At 52.9% G+C, this 16,093-nt stretch carries 12 protein-coding genes and 1 tRNA gene; 7 read left to right on the top strand and 6 right to left on the bottom strand.

The window, feature by feature from the left end; all coding sequences use genetic code 11:
- Positions 1-2: 2 nt before the first annotated feature.
- Positions 3-965, bottom strand: coding sequence for a nucleoside hydrolase (locus tag IE076_RS19995; protein ID WP_189438563.1), 963 nt, complete (start codon positions 963-965; stop codon positions 3-5).
- Between the two features lie 284 nt (positions 966-1,249).
- Between IE076_RS19995 and IE076_RS19990 the strand changes: the two genes are divergently transcribed.
- Positions 1,250-1,528: a metal-sensing transcriptional repressor gene (locus IE076_RS19990; protein WP_189438562.1), complete on the top strand. Its 279-nt coding sequence runs from the start codon at positions 1,250-1,252 to the stop codon at positions 1,526-1,528.
- Between the two features lie 47 nt (positions 1,529-1,575).
- Positions 1,576-2,895 (top strand): MFS transporter, encoded by a 1,320-nt coding sequence (locus IE076_RS19985; protein ID WP_189438561.1) that lies wholly within the window; start codon positions 1,576-1,578, stop codon positions 2,893-2,895.
- A gap of 11 nt (positions 2,896-2,906) precedes the next feature.
- Here IE076_RS19985 and IE076_RS19980 read toward each other — a convergent pair whose 3' ends face one another.
- Together IE076_RS19980 and IE076_RS19975 are read right to left on the bottom strand one after the other, a co-directional pair.
- The gene (locus IE076_RS19980; protein WP_189438560.1) at positions 2,907-3,665 is read right to left on the bottom strand and encodes a class I SAM-dependent methyltransferase; all 759 of its coding nucleotides are present in this window, start codon (positions 3,663-3,665) and stop codon (positions 2,907-2,909) included.
- A gap of 90 nt (positions 3,666-3,755) precedes the next feature.
- Entirely contained in the window at positions 3,756-4,418 is a 663-nt protein-coding gene (locus IE076_RS19975; RefSeq protein ID WP_189438559.1) for a YiaD family glycine zipper/OmpA-like lipoprotein, read from the bottom strand.
- Positions 4,419-4,755: 337 nt separating this feature from the next.
- Between IE076_RS19975 and IE076_RS19970 the strand changes: the two genes are divergently transcribed.
- On the top strand, positions 4,756-6,576 hold the full coding sequence (locus IE076_RS19970) for a carboxylesterase family protein (protein ID WP_189438558.1): 1,821 nt from the start codon (positions 4,756-4,758) through the stop codon (positions 6,574-6,576).
- Between the two features lie 82 nt (positions 6,577-6,658).
- Here the strand turns inward: IE076_RS19970 and IE076_RS19965 are convergent.
- The 3 genes from IE076_RS19965 to IE076_RS19955 form a co-directional block, all read right to left on the bottom strand.
- Positions 6,659-6,735: transfer RNA gene (locus IE076_RS19965), tRNA-His, on the bottom strand.
- A gap of 230 nt (positions 6,736-6,965) precedes the next feature.
- On the bottom strand, positions 6,966-7,469 hold the full coding sequence (locus IE076_RS19960; RefSeq protein ID WP_189438557.1) for a phasin: 504 nt from the start codon (positions 7,467-7,469) through the stop codon (positions 6,966-6,968).
- A gap of 301 nt (positions 7,470-7,770) precedes the next feature.
- Complete coding sequence (locus tag IE076_RS19955; RefSeq protein WP_189438556.1) at positions 7,771-8,157, bottom strand: phasin; 387 nt, start codon at positions 8,155-8,157, stop codon at positions 7,771-7,773.
- Between the two features lie 564 nt (positions 8,158-8,721).
- Between IE076_RS19955 and IE076_RS19950 the strand changes: the two genes are divergently transcribed.
- The 4 genes from IE076_RS19950 (at position 8,722) to IE076_RS19935 (ending at position 16,022) form a co-directional block, all read left to right on the top strand.
- Positions 8,722-11,892: a PAS domain-containing sensor histidine kinase gene (locus tag IE076_RS19950; protein WP_189438555.1), complete on the top strand. Its 3,171-nt coding sequence runs from the start codon at positions 8,722-8,724 to the stop codon at positions 11,890-11,892.
- 39 nt (positions 11,893-11,931) lie between these two features.
- The gene (locus IE076_RS19945; RefSeq protein ID WP_189438554.1) at positions 11,932-12,900 is read left to right on the top strand and encodes a threonine dehydratase; all 969 of its coding nucleotides are present in this window, start codon (positions 11,932-11,934) and stop codon (positions 12,898-12,900) included.
- 299 nt (positions 12,901-13,199) lie between these two features.
- Positions 13,200-14,249 carry a Fe(3+) ABC transporter substrate-binding protein gene (locus tag IE076_RS19940; protein WP_189438553.1) on the top strand — a complete coding sequence of 350 codons (1,050 nt, stop codon included), beginning with the start codon at positions 13,200-13,202 and terminating at the stop codon, positions 14,247-14,249.
- A 33-nt stretch (positions 14,250-14,282) separates the two neighbouring features.
- Entirely contained in the window at positions 14,283-16,022 is a 1,740-nt protein-coding gene (locus IE076_RS19935) for an ABC transporter permease (protein WP_209009323.1), read from the top strand.
- Positions 16,023-16,093 lie beyond the last annotated feature (71 nt).

Below are 16,093 nucleotides of genomic sequence, written 5' to 3'. Positions count from 1 at the left end.
CCTCACTGGTGGCGTGATATGAGCGCTGCCAGTGTTGCTTCCAGGATGCGTTCCAGCTTCAAACGGTCGGCCTGCTCCACGATACCGATGATGGGGGCCTCCGTCTTACCCCGGTAATCCAGAATGGTTGCGCCGCGGGCAAACTCCCCTTCTGTCTCGACCAGTACGCCGCAAATAATTGTTTTGGTGATCACGTCAGGGTCGAGCAGTGTAGCAGCGGCCAAGGGGTCAGCCAAGATTATCAGGTCTTCCTGATACCATGTCTTATAGCGCTCTCGCAGGAACGTGCAGATATGCTCTGCAAACTGAGCTGGAGCAGACGCTCGGAGACGCTGGAAAATACCATCAATCACATCGCCAGGGATAGCATTGTGAAGGCATGGCTCCCATGGAATGAGGGTTATGTTAACAGACTGGGAGAGGACGATTTTAGCGGCTTCGGGGTCGCAGAAGATGTTGAACTCAGCAGCGGGCGTTACGTTGCCGCGTCCGTGACAGGTGCCGCCCATGATCCAGATGCGATCAATCCCTTGCGCCAAATCCGGTTCTTCTCGAAGCACTTCCGCAAGGTTTGTGAGAGGGCCGATGGTCAGGAGCTGCAGCTTTGGTCCGCCAAGTACGGCTTTGCGCAGCACATCTCTGATCGCGTTGTGAGCGGTTTCGCCTGATGCTTTGAGCTCATGATGCGGGCGCTCGGCACCGCCCAAGCCATCCTGCCCATGCACATGAACCGCATTCATACGTTCGCCGACAAGGGAATCAGAAGCACCTTTATAAACGGGGACTTCGGCGTTGCAGACGGCAAGTACGTCGAGAATATTCGTCGTTGCCTGCTCCAGATCAATATTGCCAAATGTGGTCGTGATGAAATCAATCTTCTTGCCAGCACCGATCAGCATCATGAGTGCGATTGCATCATCAATTCCGCCATCGGTGTCTACTACAAACACATATTTATCCGACACGTCTTTCTCCCGGCGTAGCTTTAAAACTGCCTGTCTGCCGCAAGCTACTTTAAGCGACTGTTTTGCCAGATTTTTCCGAATAGTCCTGCCCCTTATTATCGGGGAAACACAGTGCTGGCAATGCGTGTGCACCTGTTCAGATCAGTCTCAGCATTCCTCGATGACGAGCAAGCCCTTATTTCCGCTGGCGATGGTGGAGGCTTTTGCGCACTAGTGTGCGCGGATGCCTATTATTAAGGATTATCGACCTTGCGACATCCCCCCAGGGGGGATACACTTATCGAATGACCGAAAAGCAACAACACCAATCCCATCCGGGCATTGTCAATCGCCTGAAGCGCGCCGACGGGCATCTCAGATCAATCATTGACATGATTGAGGATGGGCGGCCCTGCGTTGAAATAGCTCAGCAACTTCATGCGGTTGAACGAGCTGTCATGCAGGCAAAGAAGACGCTGATCTACGATCATCTTGACCACTGCCTTGATGAGACTATCGTTAATCAAGAAGCTGATTCCAAACAGACAATTGAAGAGTTCAAGGCAATCTCCCGCTACCTTTAAGGGGGATACGCATACTCGGGAAAACATTAAGTCAAAGGAGTTTCCGCGTGCTGTCCGTACTCGCGAACCGAACCTACCGCCACCTGTTTCTTGCTCAGGTCATTGCCCTGTTTGGCACTGGCCTTGCCACCGTTGCGTTGAGCCTGCTGGCGTTTAACATTGCCGGGGACAACGCCGGTTCAGTTCTGGGGACTGCTTTTGCGATCAAGATGATTGCATATGTGGGGCTGGCACCGATTGCAGCTGCACTTGTTGAACGGCTGCCACGGCGCGCTGTGTTGGTGGGGCTGGATCTTATTCGCGCAGCTGTTGCGCTTGCGCTGCCGTTCGTGACACAGGTCTGGGAAATTTATGTGCTCATCTTTGTGCTGCAGTCCGCTTCTGCTGCGTTCACGCCAGCTTTTCAGGCGGTTATTCCCGACGTGCTGCCGGAAGAGAAGGATTACACCAACGCACTTTCATTGAGCCGTCTCGCTTACGATCTGGAGAACTTGCTCAGCCCAACGATTGCGGCTGGCTTGCTGTTGGTGATCAACTTCCATGGCCTATTTGGTGGCACGGTACTTGGTTTCCTTGCGTCTGCTGCGCTTGTTGTCTCTATCAGCTTACCGAAGCTTAAGCCGGTCGAAAACCAGCGTACGGTCAAGCGTATGACGCAAGGCACGCGCATTTATCTCAGCACCCCTCGCCTGCGCGGTATGCTGGCTGTTTATCTGGCCGTTGCAGCTGGTGGCGCCATGGTGATTGTGAATACAGTGGTGATTGTGCAAGGCAGGTTTGGTTTGCAAGCCGATAGTGTTGCCATTGCGCTTGCTTGCTTTGGTGCTGGTTCGATGATCACAGCGCTCAGCTTGCCCAAGGTGCTGGAACGTTTTAGAGACCGAAGCGTGATGATTTTGGGTGCTGTTGCGATGGCTGCCGCCCTGAGCTTTGGTTTTTTCCTGACCAGCTTTGCCGAGCTTTTGTCACTCTGGTTCCTGATGGGGATTGGTTATTCTGCAGCGCAGACACCAGCAGGGCGTGTGTTGCGTCGCTCTGCGAGAGGCGGTGACCTACCATCGGTGTTTGCAAGCCAGTTTGCGCTGAGCCATGTATGCTGGCTGATTGGCTACCCTCTCGCAGGCTGGGTTGGCGCCAGTTTTGGCATTCCTGTCAGCTTCCTTGCCATGGCCGTTTTGGCATGGTTCAGCGTAGCAGCAGCGATGATGCTTTGGCCTAGCAAGGATGCGGAGAAGCTACGCCACTCCCACGAAAATCTGCCGGATAATGATCCGCACTGGTCCAAGGGTGTCGACAAGGTCGGCAAGAGCCACGTGCATGAGTTCAAGATTGATGATCTGCACACACGATGGCCGAGCAGCCTTTAGCGCCAGCCCAATCAGACACGGCCCAAACGCATGGCGATGGGCCAGCTGATTCTACGATGCTGCTGAGGACCTCCCCAAAGGCTCGTTAGCTGCTCTGCGAAGCTTTCCATCAGGTTTCGCTTGCCAGCCTTTGCTGCGGCTATGACCGATGACCATGTGCACAGGTAGCCAAGAAACTGTTCCAGCGTCCACTCACGGTCAATGGTCATTTGCGGGTAATCGAGCTCCTCAAACGGAAAGCCGATGCTGGTATAACTGTTGTCGACGTGTTGACGTTCCGGCGGCCAGTAAGGGCCGATTTCGTCATAGTAGAACTGACGGAATCGGGCGTTGCAGTCTCTGTCATTAATGGAAAGCACTCCGTAACTGACGAGTGCAAGAACGCAGTCTGGGGCTGCGATGCGTCTGACTTCCTCATAAAAACGTGGCAAGTCGAACCAATGGGCGGCCTGTGCGGCGACAATCAGATCAACACTGTTGTCTTTTGCGGAACAGTGCTCAGCTGGCTCTACGGCAAAGTGAATGTTGGGGACGGCTGCAGCATTTTCGATTTGCGAGGCGCTGACGTCTGTTGCAAGCACTTGTTTGAAGTGATTGGAAAGCAACACGCTGAACTGCCCGTTTCCGCAGCCCACATCTACCGCCAGATTATGCCGGGTGCATTGGGAGGCCAAAAATTGCGCCAGTTGGATGGGATAGGTTGGGCGATACTTTGCGTAGCCCTCACCTACGCTCTGGAAGTGTGATGCGGCTGGATTGTTCTGCGTCATGTCTGTGCCTCCCCTCACTGCGGGAGCACCCTAACAAAAAACGCGGTCCCAACAAGGGACCGCGTTCTTAAATTTTTGCTTGCTAAGAGATTAGCTCATAGGAGACAGGATGATCTCTACGCGGCGGTTCTGTGCGCGGCCAGCTTCGGTTGCGTTGGAAGCAATCGGGTTGGACAGGCCGTAACCAGCTGCGGAGATGCGTGCACCGTTGACGCCCTGATTAAACAGGTAGTTGCTGACGGAATCTGCGCGGCGCTGGGACAGGCCGATGTTGAACTGAGCAGAACCGGTGTTGTCGGTGTGGCCATAGATGTTCAGACGGGTCTGCGGGAATTCTTTCGCCACAAGCGCCACACTGTTGAGCACTTGCATTGCGCGGGAGGACAGAGTTGCCTGACCAACGGCGAAGGTCACATCGTTTGGCATGTTCAGGACGATCTGGTCGCCATTACGGGTGACGGAAACACCGGTTGACTGGAGCTGCGCACGAAGCTGCGATTCCTGTCGGTCCATGTAGTTGCCGATACCACCACCGATCAGGCCACCAGCAGCTGCGCCAACGAGAGCACCTTCAACGCGTGCGCTCTTGCCGCCAGCAAGGGCACCAATGACTGCGCCTGTGGCTGCGCCCAGACCTGCACCGCCTGCGGTTTTGGAAACGCGTGACTCACCGGTATATGGATTGGTTGTGGTACATGCTGCAACGGAAAGGCCGAGAACAACAGCAGTCGCGGCGTGCATCAGTTTTTTCATTTAAAATCTCTCATCGTAATTTTTGAAGGCAGATGGATCTTGGTTAATCTGGCCTTACCCCGAACGTTGGGGCCCATCAAAAGGTACTGAGCATTTAAAACAAGTACCCAACGTAAGAGTGTCCTTGAATTCCACCGGGTTTCACGCAGAAAACTGCCATTTTAATTAAATTCCGCTGGTAGCAGTGAAAATTTCCGATGATTTTGCCAAAGCGTTTTGACACTCTAAAATTCGCCACAATTACGCAAGGAATTTTAAAGCATGCTGCTTAACGCCGTTTTTTCCAAAAAGGCGAACACTAGAGGGAACCCAAAATACAATAAGAAGGTGGGGTTCTATGAAAACGGCGCTTGTCCTTGCATTCAGCATTCTCAGCTCAACGTGGTCATTTGCACAAAGCCCAAATGCTGATGATGAGTCGATTCTTGCTCCAACCCAGCCGCCTGCTCCGGAGCAACCTTGCGTTACCTTGAGCAATGATAAAGATATTTGCGGGCAAGCCGATAATAGCGGCAGCCAGCTTCTCAGCATCTTCAAAGGTGTAAAGTACGGACAAGCGGCGCGTTGGCAGTCTTCCAGCGTGTTTGATAACTATGAGCCCAATGGCATTGAGGCTTTGCAGTATGGCGCCCGGTGCCCGCAGCCTATCAGCAAACCAGAGGATCAAATACGCGGTGAGGAAGACTGCCTTTACCTGAATATCTGGGCGCCGGACGGGGCGATCAAGAATTCGAGCAAACTGCCTGTCATGGTGTTTTTCCATGGGGGTGGCTTTATGGCTGGCGGTGCAGACCAGGTCTATCATGCTGAGGACAATGAGATCGTTGAGCTCTATTCCGGGAACTCATTTGCAGCGGATCAGAATATCGTGGTGGTTACCGTCAACTTCCGCCTCGGCGCGCTTGGAACGCTCGCTACAGACGGCATTACCGGGCAAGACCCTTCGAATGGCGGCAACTACGGTTTTCAGGATCAGCAGACTGCGCTGAACTGGGTAAAAAAGCACATTGAAACATTTGGTGGCGATCCTGAACAGGTGACCATCTTTGGCGCCAGCTCTGGTGCCATGGCTGTTGGCCTGCATATGTTCAGCGCGGACAGTTCGCGGGACCTGTTCCAGGCCGGCATTATGCAAAGCAGTGCTGCAGCCTACAAATACCGCGATAAAGATGAAGGGCGGGACCTGTTCTACTTCTATCTGAAGTGCCTAAGAGCGACTATGCGCAATCCCGCTTCCACTGAATGTGCGTTGACGGCCCAGCTTGATGATCTGGAGCAGGCAAATACCCGCCAGATCCTTCTTGCACAGGCATTGCTTCAGGAGACACTCTCCAAGAAGGGTGTGTTCCTGACCGGCCTTCCTGGCAGTCTTACTTTCTCGCCCATCATCGACGGTGAGTTCCTCAGAGATCAGCCTGAAGTCCAGATGGAAAAAGGGAACGACAAACCCCTCCTACTGGGGTTCAACAAGGATGAAGGGGTCTTGTTCGCCAATTCCATTGATGCGAGCGGCGACCTGACTGCGGTGACCTTCAATGGGACCTTAGGGCGGGACTATGAAGACCCCATGATGATTGTGAATCGGGATGGCTATGCGGCCACCACGCCGGCTGCAAACGGCCTACAGCCCAGCACACCGGCGACTGCACTTTCCAATCTGATCGGGAACTCGGTTTTTGCGTGCCCAACCATGTCCGCCAATCTTGAGGCAGAGGCACCAAGTCAGAACACATGGTTGTATTTCTTCGCGCAGACTTCTGTTGCAAATATTCAAGCACCGCCAACTGACAGTTCGCTGAATAATGTTTGCGGGCCGAATAATGAGTGGGGCAATGCCTGCCACACCTCAGAACTGCCATTTGTGTTCAACACCATGCCAGCAGGTGCAACGCAGGAAGACAGAGATCTTGCGGTGAAGATGAATGGGCTTTGGGCGCAGTTTGCAAAGACACCTGAGGAAGGACCTGCAGACGACTGGATGCAGTGGACCTTGCCTGCCGTTGGGAACCCGGCAAACTTCAATGTGTTGCAAGGTGCTTCAATGGACAACACCTATTCAGGTCTGTTTGAGCAATCCGATTGTGCGTTCTGGCTTGGAGAGATCATCGAGAGGAATGCAAATGCGATCGTTATTCCACAGCAATTACCAGCGGAATAAGTGAACATTTTCAACGATGAAGGAAAAAGAACTGGCGAAGCAGATGATCTCAACTATCTCACTAAGGAGCCTTAAGAAGAGATGGTACAGACGAGTGGATTCGAACCACCGACCTTCGGAGCCACAATCCGACGCTCTAACCAACTGAGCTACGTCTGCTTGCCAGTGGCGCGGAACATAGGTTCAATTTTTGAGGTTGGCAAGTCCCTTGAAACCTCAAAATGCAAAAAGTCCACAACACTGATAAAAAATCGCTAGTTACCCACTGCAACTAAGTGGTTTCACTCTGTTTTTCAGCGACTTAAACACAAAATCCTCTCGCCTGAGTTGCAAAAAGTGCAGCAATTCAAACGAGAGGAGATGTTTTTCCTAAAAGAAATTTTTGGCGATTATGCCAGCTTCATTTCTTTCATGGACTTATCGAAGGCTTCCTTTGCAGGCTCGGACACGGTTGCTGCAAGTTTGGTTGCAGTTTCCTGCATGTCTTTGACCTGCTGGCTCACTGTGTCGTACTGCTGACGTGTATAAGCGGACTGAAGTTCGATGGCTTCAGACAGGCTCTTCACGCTGAACAGGTCACGGATGTGAGTGAATGCGGCTTCAGAGTTTTCTTTTGCAGCATCGACAGCCTTAAGGTTGATTTCCATAATGCTGTCGCGAGTGACTTCGATGGTTTCTTCGAGCATCGCAGTTGCTTCTTCAGAAGCAGTTTTCACTTTTGCATAACCTTCGCGCGCCTGATCGACGCTCTTTTCGGTCATTTCCTGAATAAATGCAGGTACTTCCATCTTATTCATAGCAAACACCTCATTTTCTACAGACTTGGAGGCCTTGGAAACAGTCTCTTCCGTCTTCGTCTCGGATTTAGCAGTATTCGTTTTGGCATTAGTCATTGGGATCGCTCCTTATCGTCTTGGGAGGAACATAAAGGATCAAAGGGAGAGACCAATCTCTCCTAAGGTCAACTTGAAACTAATATAGGAGATTTTTTGTGCGTTGCAACATTATTTTGCAGTGCAACATAATGGATGTGACTTAAGCTGCTGAAAGGAGACAGAAAACTTTTTTATTCTTGTGGTGTATATCCCGGTTTTACACCGGAGGGTTTTAGCGACTCACCTTACATGAGGCTGGGAATCGCCTCATGTAACCCTTGCTTTTTCATGGAGGGACCCTGCGTCATGCAGGTTTTTCTCAGCGGTCGCCGGCTTTCTTAGCAGCTTCCTGAACAACCTTCGAAGCCTTCTCTCCCATCTCGCGCATTTGCGCTCCATTTTGCTCCATTTGCTTATGCAGATACTCCTGCTGCAGGGCCATGAGTTCCTCTAGATCCTGCGCCTGACACATGCGCTGCGCCAACTCAAAAGCGGAGCTTACGTTTTGCTCGGCGAAAGCAAGGGCCTGCCGGTGGATATCGGAGGAATCGGTGTGCATTGAGCTTGAAGCGTCCTCCATGTTGCTGACCGCATTTTCGGTTGCATCCATGAAGTTATCAAAGGCCTTGCGCGCCTGATCGATGCTTCGATCCGCGAACTCACGCATTTGATCTGAAACTTCAAAGGGATTCTTCGTATCTGCCATGCTCAAGCCTCCACCATTTTCGATTTAGGTTAGATTCGCAGTGCGGCGAGGGCCTATTCCCTCCCCTGTTTGCAACTCGTTTACTCTGCTGTGGCAATGCTATACTTAACTATAGGGAAAGAAAATAGGAGCTTAGACGAGCACCGGAGTTTACGGTACCTTAAGTAAGCAGGGACTGGGGGGTGAATAATTTGGTGACGCGCTTCTATTGGAATTGACAGATGCGGACTTCAGCGCTCATTTGTTAAAGTGTAAGCCTTTATCAGAATTTAGCTTTTGAAAATGCCGGTGGGTGGGTTGTCTTGAAAGACAAGCTCTGGTTTTTCAAAGCTTACGGATAAGGTAGGGTGGGGCTAGTATTGGGAAAACATACCCCTGATAAATTGAGGCAGGTTTCTTTAGTAAGCTTACAGCAAAACCGCTGAAGGCGCTTACATGCCCGTTTCAAACCGGATATCATTCAGTAGCACCGGTGCACTTGCGTCCTGGTGCCTGTGAAAGAGAGTAGTTTGCGTTTCTCAATCAACCCCTTCCTGGGAAACCTTCAGAGTAAGGACCGAGCTCGTGGCTGACTTCGTCTTTAAACGCCGACAACGGCCGATCCGCTTCACCTGGGAGCTGGACCGAGATGGCTGCATTCGCAGCCTTTCGAAGGAGTTCGCCGAGATTTTGGGCCCGCAGGACGCTGCTTTGATCGGCCTGCCGTTTGATGCTGTTCGCAAGAAGCTTAAAATGGGCAAGGTTCCTGCGATCACCAAAGCCATCAAGAAACAGCGCGCGGTGGTGGGCGCTACGATGCTTTGGCCTGCGTGCAATTCCAACAAAGTCGTTCCTGTCGATCTGTCTGCTCAACCGGTTGAGAGCAAAACCGGTGAGTATGACGGGCTGCGTGGATTTGGGGTTATACGTAGTGTGGATGCGATCACCGCCGATGAACCGGTGGACCCGCTTGCTGCCCTTGCGAAGCTATCGGCGACGCACAGGGTAGATGGAAAAGACACCGACGAGCTGCCTGAGCCACCTCCTGTAGAGACGGATGCGGCACCAAGTCCTGGACTATCCCTCGAACACGACCAGCCTGAACGTTTTTTGCAGGCTGATGTCGCACCAATCGGTGCGCTTACTGAACCAGAGATAGAGGCAGAGGCACTTCAGGTTTCTGAACTATTAGAAGAGCCGCTGGACGACGGGATTACCGCTCCGGGCTTTTTGCAGAGTGAACCGGAAATTCCCGAGTTGATCATCGATTTCAACGAGGATGAAGAGGAAGACGAACAAGAACCAGAGGTCAGCGAAGCCACTCAAGCGGTTGAGCCAGACACACCTGAAGCGACACAACCAGCTGAAGAGCCAGTTGTTGAGGCCATCACTGAAGCTGAGCCGGATGCGGCTGGCGAGGTCGCAGCACTTGCAGCGCCAGACGAGCCAGAGCCCGAGCCCGAAGAGGCCTTGGAAGATGGCTTGCGGTTTGTGCCTACGGAAGAGCCGGTTAAGGTTGACGAAGAAGAGGGCCTTCTTCAGCTGACCGATGCGGATGTGCTTCACGATCCGGCTGATCCTCTTGAGATTGCGGCTTCCCCGGAGGTTGAAGCGCTGAAAGAGGACATTGCCGAGCTGGTAATGCCCGAGCAGGAAGAGGTGGAGCGTGTTTCTGCGGAAGTTGCAGGACAGGCTGGTGAGCTGCCGTCTATTCCGACACAAAGCAGCAAAGACGATTTTGCCCGTGCTATAGCAAATCTTCCGGATGCCCCGCCAAAACAAACCAGATCTGGCCCCCGCAGCCTTGCGGAGTTGACGAGCAGCATCGTTCGTCTGGTGGACAAGCAGCCTGCTGCACGAGAAAACACCCGGCTTTCGAAACCCGAACAAGACGCGTTTGACAAAATTGCGCGTGCGCTTGGTGCGGAGAAAAAGCCGGAACCTACTCCAGCAAAGGCTGAGACCTCAAAATCCGTTCCGACAACATCTGAAGAAGCGGCTGCACTAGCTGTCGCGGAAACCCATGCGGCGAAGCCAGAGGCTGCACGTGCACCTGAGGCCACAGCGGATAACGTTATCTCGCTACCTGCAGACGCTGCTGCTCGCGAAGAGAAGGCGCAGGCTGAGAAGAAACACGACAATGTCACCCATGTGGTGTTGCCACGTGTTCCGCCGGACATTGAAGAGGCGGCTGAACGGGCCCGCGAGAAAAATGGCCGTATTCCCGATAAACCGATCGTCGCGCCAATTGATCCGCGTCTTTTGGACCGTCTGCCGATTGGTGTTGCCATCGTTCGCGAACGTGACGTTGTTTATGCAAACGATACACTGCTGGAATTGCTTGGCTACGAGCGCTTCGAAGCGCTAAATGAAGCTGGCGGGCTTGAGGCAATCTTTGCTGAGCCGGAAGAGTGCCCTACTCCAAGCCCTCAGACTGTTGACCGGGTGGTGCATGTGCGCCTTGCCGGAGGCGGTGTGCTTTCAGCTGATGCGCGAATGCATGCTGTGCCATGGAACGGTGCGCAAGCTCTCATGATCTCTGTCGTTGAGAAAGCCCCGGATGATGCCTCTGAGGATGAGCTTTCGGTTGCACCGCGAGCGACGAGCGCCGGTGCATCTAATGCGCAGATCAAGCATTTGCATACACGTATTGAAGAGTTGGAGTCGGTGCTGGCAACGGCAACCGATGGCGTACTTGTGATGGACCAACGGGGTATCATCCGTAGTGCTAATCACTCTGCCCAGGCTTTGTTCAACGCCAGTGAGGATGACCTTCTTGGCGCACCGTTCACGACCTTCCTTGCCGATGAAAGCCACATTGCCGCGCTGGATTATCTGGATGGTCTGGTTGCCAATGGTGTTTCCAGCGTACTCAATGATGGGCGCGAAGTGATTTGCCAGACGCTGGATGGTGACCTGTTCCCGACCTTCCTGAGCATGGGGCGTGTCAGTCACGCTAATGAGCGTTTATTCTGCGCCGTTCTGCGTGACATCACTCAGTTCAAGCGCGCTGAAGAAGAGTTGGTAAGCGCGCGCTACAAAGCCGAAAAAGCAAACACCCACAAGTCGGAGTATCTGACCAAGATCAGCCACGAGATCCGGACACCGCTTACCGCTGTGATTGGATTTTCCGAAGTGATGCAGGAAGAGCGTTTCGGTGAGCTGGGGAATGTGCGTTACAAAGAATATGCACGCGATATTCACCGCTCCTGCTCGCATATGCTGACCCTGATCAACGATTTACTCGATCTGGCCAAGATCGAGGCTGGAAAGATGGATCTGGCGTTTGAGGCCGTCTCCGCGGCGGACATCATTAATGAGTGCGTTGCGTTGCTGCAGCCGCAGGCTAATGACCGACGCGTGATCATTCGCGCGAGCACGCCATTGTCCGTTCCCAAGATTGTGGCTGATCCCAAAACGCTTCGCCAAATCACGCTGAACCTGCTTTCCAATGCCATCAAGTTTAATCGCTCTGGTGGTCAGGTGATTGTTTCTCTTGGGCTTGATGCAAATGGCGAAGTGCATTTGAAAGTGCGCGACACGGGTCATGGCATGTCCAAGGCCGACCTTGAAGCTGCCCTTCAACCGTTCCGGCGTCTTGATGCTTCGGCCTCAACAGAGGGGTCGGGTCTTGGCCTTCCCTTAACTAAAGCCCTTGTGGAAGCAAATCGCGCTTCATTTTCAATAAATTCTGAAGAGGATGAGGGTACGTTGGCCCAAGTTACCTTCCCTCCGCAGCGCGTTCTTGCTGAATAGTGCGCTCCTGCGGTGGGCTGACCTTCGCAGGAGATGCACATGCTCACACTGGCTGCCTTGGAACAAGCTTCACAGGAATTGCGGCACCACATGCCGCCAACGGCGCTTTACAGCTGGCCCTTGTTGAATGAGGCTTTGGGCTGTGAGGTTTTCATCAAACACGAAAACCATGCGCCGACCGGTTCCTTCAAAGCACGCTGCGCTTTGCTTTATCTCTTACGGCAGTCAGAACGCCATATCAGCTCCTCAAGCTTTGTAGCTGCGACCCGTGGCAACTTTGGGCTAGGCATGGCCTGGGCCGCCAGAGAGCTGCATCAACGAGCTGCCATCGTTGTTCCGCAAGGCACCTCCAGTGAGACGACAGCAGCGATCCAAAGCTATGGTGCATTCCTCATTGAACATGGTAATGACTTTGAAGAAGCGCACGACTTTGCCTGCCAGATGGCCGAGGATTCCAAGCAGGTACTTTCTCCGGGCTTCAACTATGACCTGGTGTTGGGTGCGGCGACCTACGCGCTTGAAATTTTCAGAGCAATGAAGGATCTGGATGTGATTTATGTGCCTGTTGGTTTGGGCACGGGGATTTGTGGACTGATTTCTGTTCGGGATCTTTTTGGCCTGAAGACAAAGATCATCGGCGTAGTCGCAGAAAAGGCAGATGGGTGCGCGCGATCCATTGAGGCTGGCGAATACACACTCACCTCCTCTGCCGATACTTTTGCAGAAGGAATTAGTGTGAGAGGCCCTGCGCGAGAAGCATTTGCGCACATTCGCTCTGGCGCAGAACGCGTTATACGCGTGAGTGATGAGGAAATTGCCGAAGCGATCCGTCTGCTCTATCGCACAACCCACAATGCATGCGAAGGCGCTGCTGCGGCTGGTCTTGCCGGTCTCTCAAACGAACGGGACAGTCTACAAGGCAAAAAAGCGTCTTTTGTCCTGTGTGGGCAGAATATGAATCGGGCCTGGATGGCCCGCGTATTGAGTGGTGACACACCGGTTCCATAGGGGCAAATACTGCTTTTCCCCCTCCCCCAAACTGCAACCAAGCTCCCTACCTTCTGATTGTTTTCAACAACGCTGAGTTTTTTGGTGAACTTTTTTTCTGCGCGGATACAAGGCGCAACTGAAAATCATTCGCAATTGCAACCAGATAGCCCTCAGAAAGCTGAGTTTTATAGTTTAGAATCATTCTATCCCATTGTTTTTACGAAGTTTATTAGTTGACAGAGAAAGTCAACTTTCCGATATAACAGCTAATGACAAGCGTTCGCAGACGCATATAAGATCACGTAGGAGATGCTCCAATGAAGTCATTGTTTAAGGGAATCGGGCTGTCCGCAGTTGGTTTTGCCCTCGGCACAACTGCTCTGGTAGCTTCAGCTCAGGCTGCAGAAGAAGTAAATATCTATTCTTACCGTATGCCAGAACTGATCAAACCGCTTCTCGACGCATTTACCGAGAAAACCGGCGTTACAGCAAACCTCGTTTACGCAAGCGACGGCCTTGGCGAACGCATGCAGGCTGAGGGTGAAAACTCTCCGGCAGATGTTCTTCTTTCCGTCGACATCGGCCGTTTGCAGAGCGCAAAGGATCTGGGCGTTAGCCAGCCTCTCGAAAATGAAGTGATCAACAACAACATTCCAGAAAACCTGCGTGACCCGGAAGGCCACTGGTTTGGTCTGACCACTCGTGCCCGTGTGATTTACGCCTCCAAAGATCGCGTGGATCAAGACAGCATCACTTATGAAGAGCTTGCTGATCCAAAATGGAAAGGCCGTCTCTGCACCCGTTCTGGCCAACATGTATATTCTATCGGTCTGTTCGCTTCCATGATTGCCCACAAGGGCGAAGCTGAAGCAGAAAAGTGGATGGAAGGTGTGCGTGACAACCTTGCCCGCAGACCAACCGGTGGTGACCGCGATCAGGTTAAATCCATTTACTCCGGTGAGTGTGACATTGCCTTGGGTAACACCTACTACATGGGCAAAATGCAAACCAACGAAAAGGATCCGGAACAGAAAGAGTGGGCAGAGTCAGTCCGCATCATCTTCCCGAACACTGAAGATCGCGGCACTCACGTGAACATCTCCGGCATGATCCTGGCAAAATACGCACCAAACCAAGAGAACGCCATCAAGCTGATGGAGTTCCTTGCGTCTGACGAAGCTCAGGCCATCTACGCGGCAGAGAACTTTGAGTATCCGGTAGAGGCTGGCATTGAGCCATCCGAACTGGTTGCATCCTGGGGTGATTTTAAAGCTGATGACATTTCCCTTGCAGAGATTGCGGCACTGCGTGCCAAAGCAAGTGAAATGGCCGATGTAGTTAGCTTTGACGACGGTCCATCCAGCTAAGTTCCCACAGACAAATCGAGTTGAAGCCATTCCATGACATCCAGACACGGACATAGTGGATCGCCACAATACAGGACGGCCGCCCCCTCTTCGCGAGGGGAGCGGCTGCTCGCATTTGGTACCTACTTTCTAGCCGGCCTTGTTGTAATGCCGGTTATTGCAATTGTTTTCATGGCCATGGGTTCTTCGGGCAATCTGTGGCCGCATCTTGTTTCAACAATTCTGCCACGCGCTATTTCCACCACGGTCCAATTGATGGTCGGGGTCGGGCTGATTGTGTTCGTGGTGGGGGTCAGCACCGCCTGGCTGGTGACCATGTGCCGTTTTCCCGGACGGCGCTGGTTTGATCTGGCGTTGCTTCTGCCGTTTGCTGTGCCGACCTACATTATTGCTTTTTCCTATGTTGAGCTACTGGATTACACGGGGCCTGTACAAAGCCTGATCCGCAGTGTCTTTGGTTTCCAGACTTCTCGCGACTACTGGTTCCCGGAGATCCGCTCTCTTGGCGGCGCCATGTTTGTGATGGGGTTTGTTCTTTACCCCTATGTTTACCTGAGTGCCCGTGCTTCATTCCTGATCCAGTCGGCCTGCGCACTGGATGTTTCCCGCACACTCGGGGCAGGTCCGCTTCGCCTGTTCTGGAAAGTCGCTTTACCGCTGGCACGTCCCGCGATCGTCGTTGGTGTCACGCTCGCCCTGATGGAGTGCCTCAATGATATTGGCGCAGTCTCTTTCTTCGGCGTTCAGACGCTAACCTTTTCCGTTTATGACACGTGGCTCAACCGCTCAAACCTGACCGGTGCTGCACAGATCGCAACAATCATGCTGGTGTTTGTGCTGGCACTGATGTTCTTTGAGTATTATGGGCGGCGCAAACAACGCTTCCACCAAACCACCGGCACGTATCGTGCTTTACCGAGCTATGAACTAAAAGGCTGGCGTGGTTGGCTTGCTGTCGTTATCTGCTCCTTGCCAATCATTTTGGGTTTCCTCTTCCCGTCCCTGTTGCTGCTGAGCCGGGCAAGCCGCCGTATTGAAGACCTGTTTGAGCCTGCTCTATGGGCCGCTGCTGGCAATACCCTCTGGCTTGCGGCTGTGGCTGCTGCGGTTTCCATCGCCATCAGCCTGATGCTGGCCTATCGCCGCCGCTTGTTCCCAAGCAACGTCACCACGTTCCTGGGCCGCGTTGCCTCAATCGGGTATGCTGTTCCCGGCACAATTCTGGCTGTCGGTATTTTGTTCCCGGTCGCCGCATTGGACAACATGATCTCCGCAAGCACACAAGCGCTGTTTGGCTTTGGAACCGGGTTGCTGCTGATCGGCTCAGGCACTGCGCTCATTTATGCTTACGTGGTGCGTTTTCTGGCGATGTCTTACGGTCAGATTGATGGCGGCTTTGGGAAGATCACTCCACACTATGACATGGCGTCCCGCAGCCTTGGCCATACCGCGTGGGGCACACTTGGCCGCGTGCATATGCCGTTGATGAAACCCGTGATCCTGTCTGCTGCTCTGCTGTCTTTTGTAGAGTGCATGAAGGAGCTTCCGGCGACGTTGCTGCTGCGCCCGTTTAACTTCGAAACGCTGGCAACCACGGTTTACAATTCTGCATCGACCGAGGCGTTCGAGGATGCAGCTTTACCGGCTCTCTCCATCGTGCTTGTAGGCATTATTCCAGTGATTATGCTGGCAAAAACAAGCGCCGATACCTTCCGCGAGAAGCGCGCTAACAAGCGTTTCTCCAAAGAGGCTGCAATGGCGCCTGCCGAGTAATTTCTACGGCACCAACGTAAAAAAATCCGCCGAGAACTTCGGCGGATTTTTTATTTCAGACTGGTGTGTTC

The organism is Pseudovibrio japonicus (genome assembly GCF_014651595.1).
Classification (GTDB): domain Bacteria; phylum Pseudomonadota; class Alphaproteobacteria; order Rhizobiales; family Stappiaceae; genus Pseudovibrio; species Pseudovibrio japonicus.
Note: the sequence above shows the minus strand (reverse complement) of the source record. Positions and strands in the feature narration are given on the sequence as shown.

Bases quoted from the DNA above. Each gene is read 5' to 3' on its own strand.
- IE076_RS19990 (WP_189438562.1), top strand. From the start codon at position 1,250: ATGACCGAAAAGCAACAACACCAATCCCATCCGGGCATTGTCAATCGC.
- IE076_RS19980 (WP_189438560.1), bottom strand. From the start codon at position 3,665: ATGACGCAGAACAATCCAGCCGCATCACACTTCCAGAGCGTAGGTGAG.
- IE076_RS19975 (WP_189438559.1), bottom strand. From the start codon at position 4,418: ATGAAAAAACTGATGCACGCCGCGACTGCTGTTGTTCTCGGCCTTTCC.
- IE076_RS19970 (WP_189438558.1), top strand. From the start codon at position 4,756: ATGAAAACGGCGCTTGTCCTTGCATTCAGCATTCTCAGCTCAACGTGG.
- IE076_RS19960 (WP_189438557.1), bottom strand. From the start codon at position 7,469: ATGACTAATGCCAAAACGAATACTGCTAAATCCGAGACGAAGACGGAA.
- IE076_RS19955 (WP_189438556.1), bottom strand. From the start codon at position 8,157: ATGGCAGATACGAAGAATCCCTTTGAAGTTTCAGATCAAATGCGTGAG.
- IE076_RS19945 (WP_189438554.1), top strand. From the start codon at position 11,932: ATGCTCACACTGGCTGCCTTGGAACAAGCTTCACAGGAATTGCGGCAC.
- IE076_RS19940 (WP_189438553.1), top strand. From the start codon at position 13,200: ATGAAGTCATTGTTTAAGGGAATCGGGCTGTCCGCAGTTGGTTTTGCC.
- IE076_RS19935 (WP_209009323.1), top strand. From the start codon at position 14,283: ATGACATCCAGACACGGACATAGTGGATCGCCACAATACAGGACGGCC.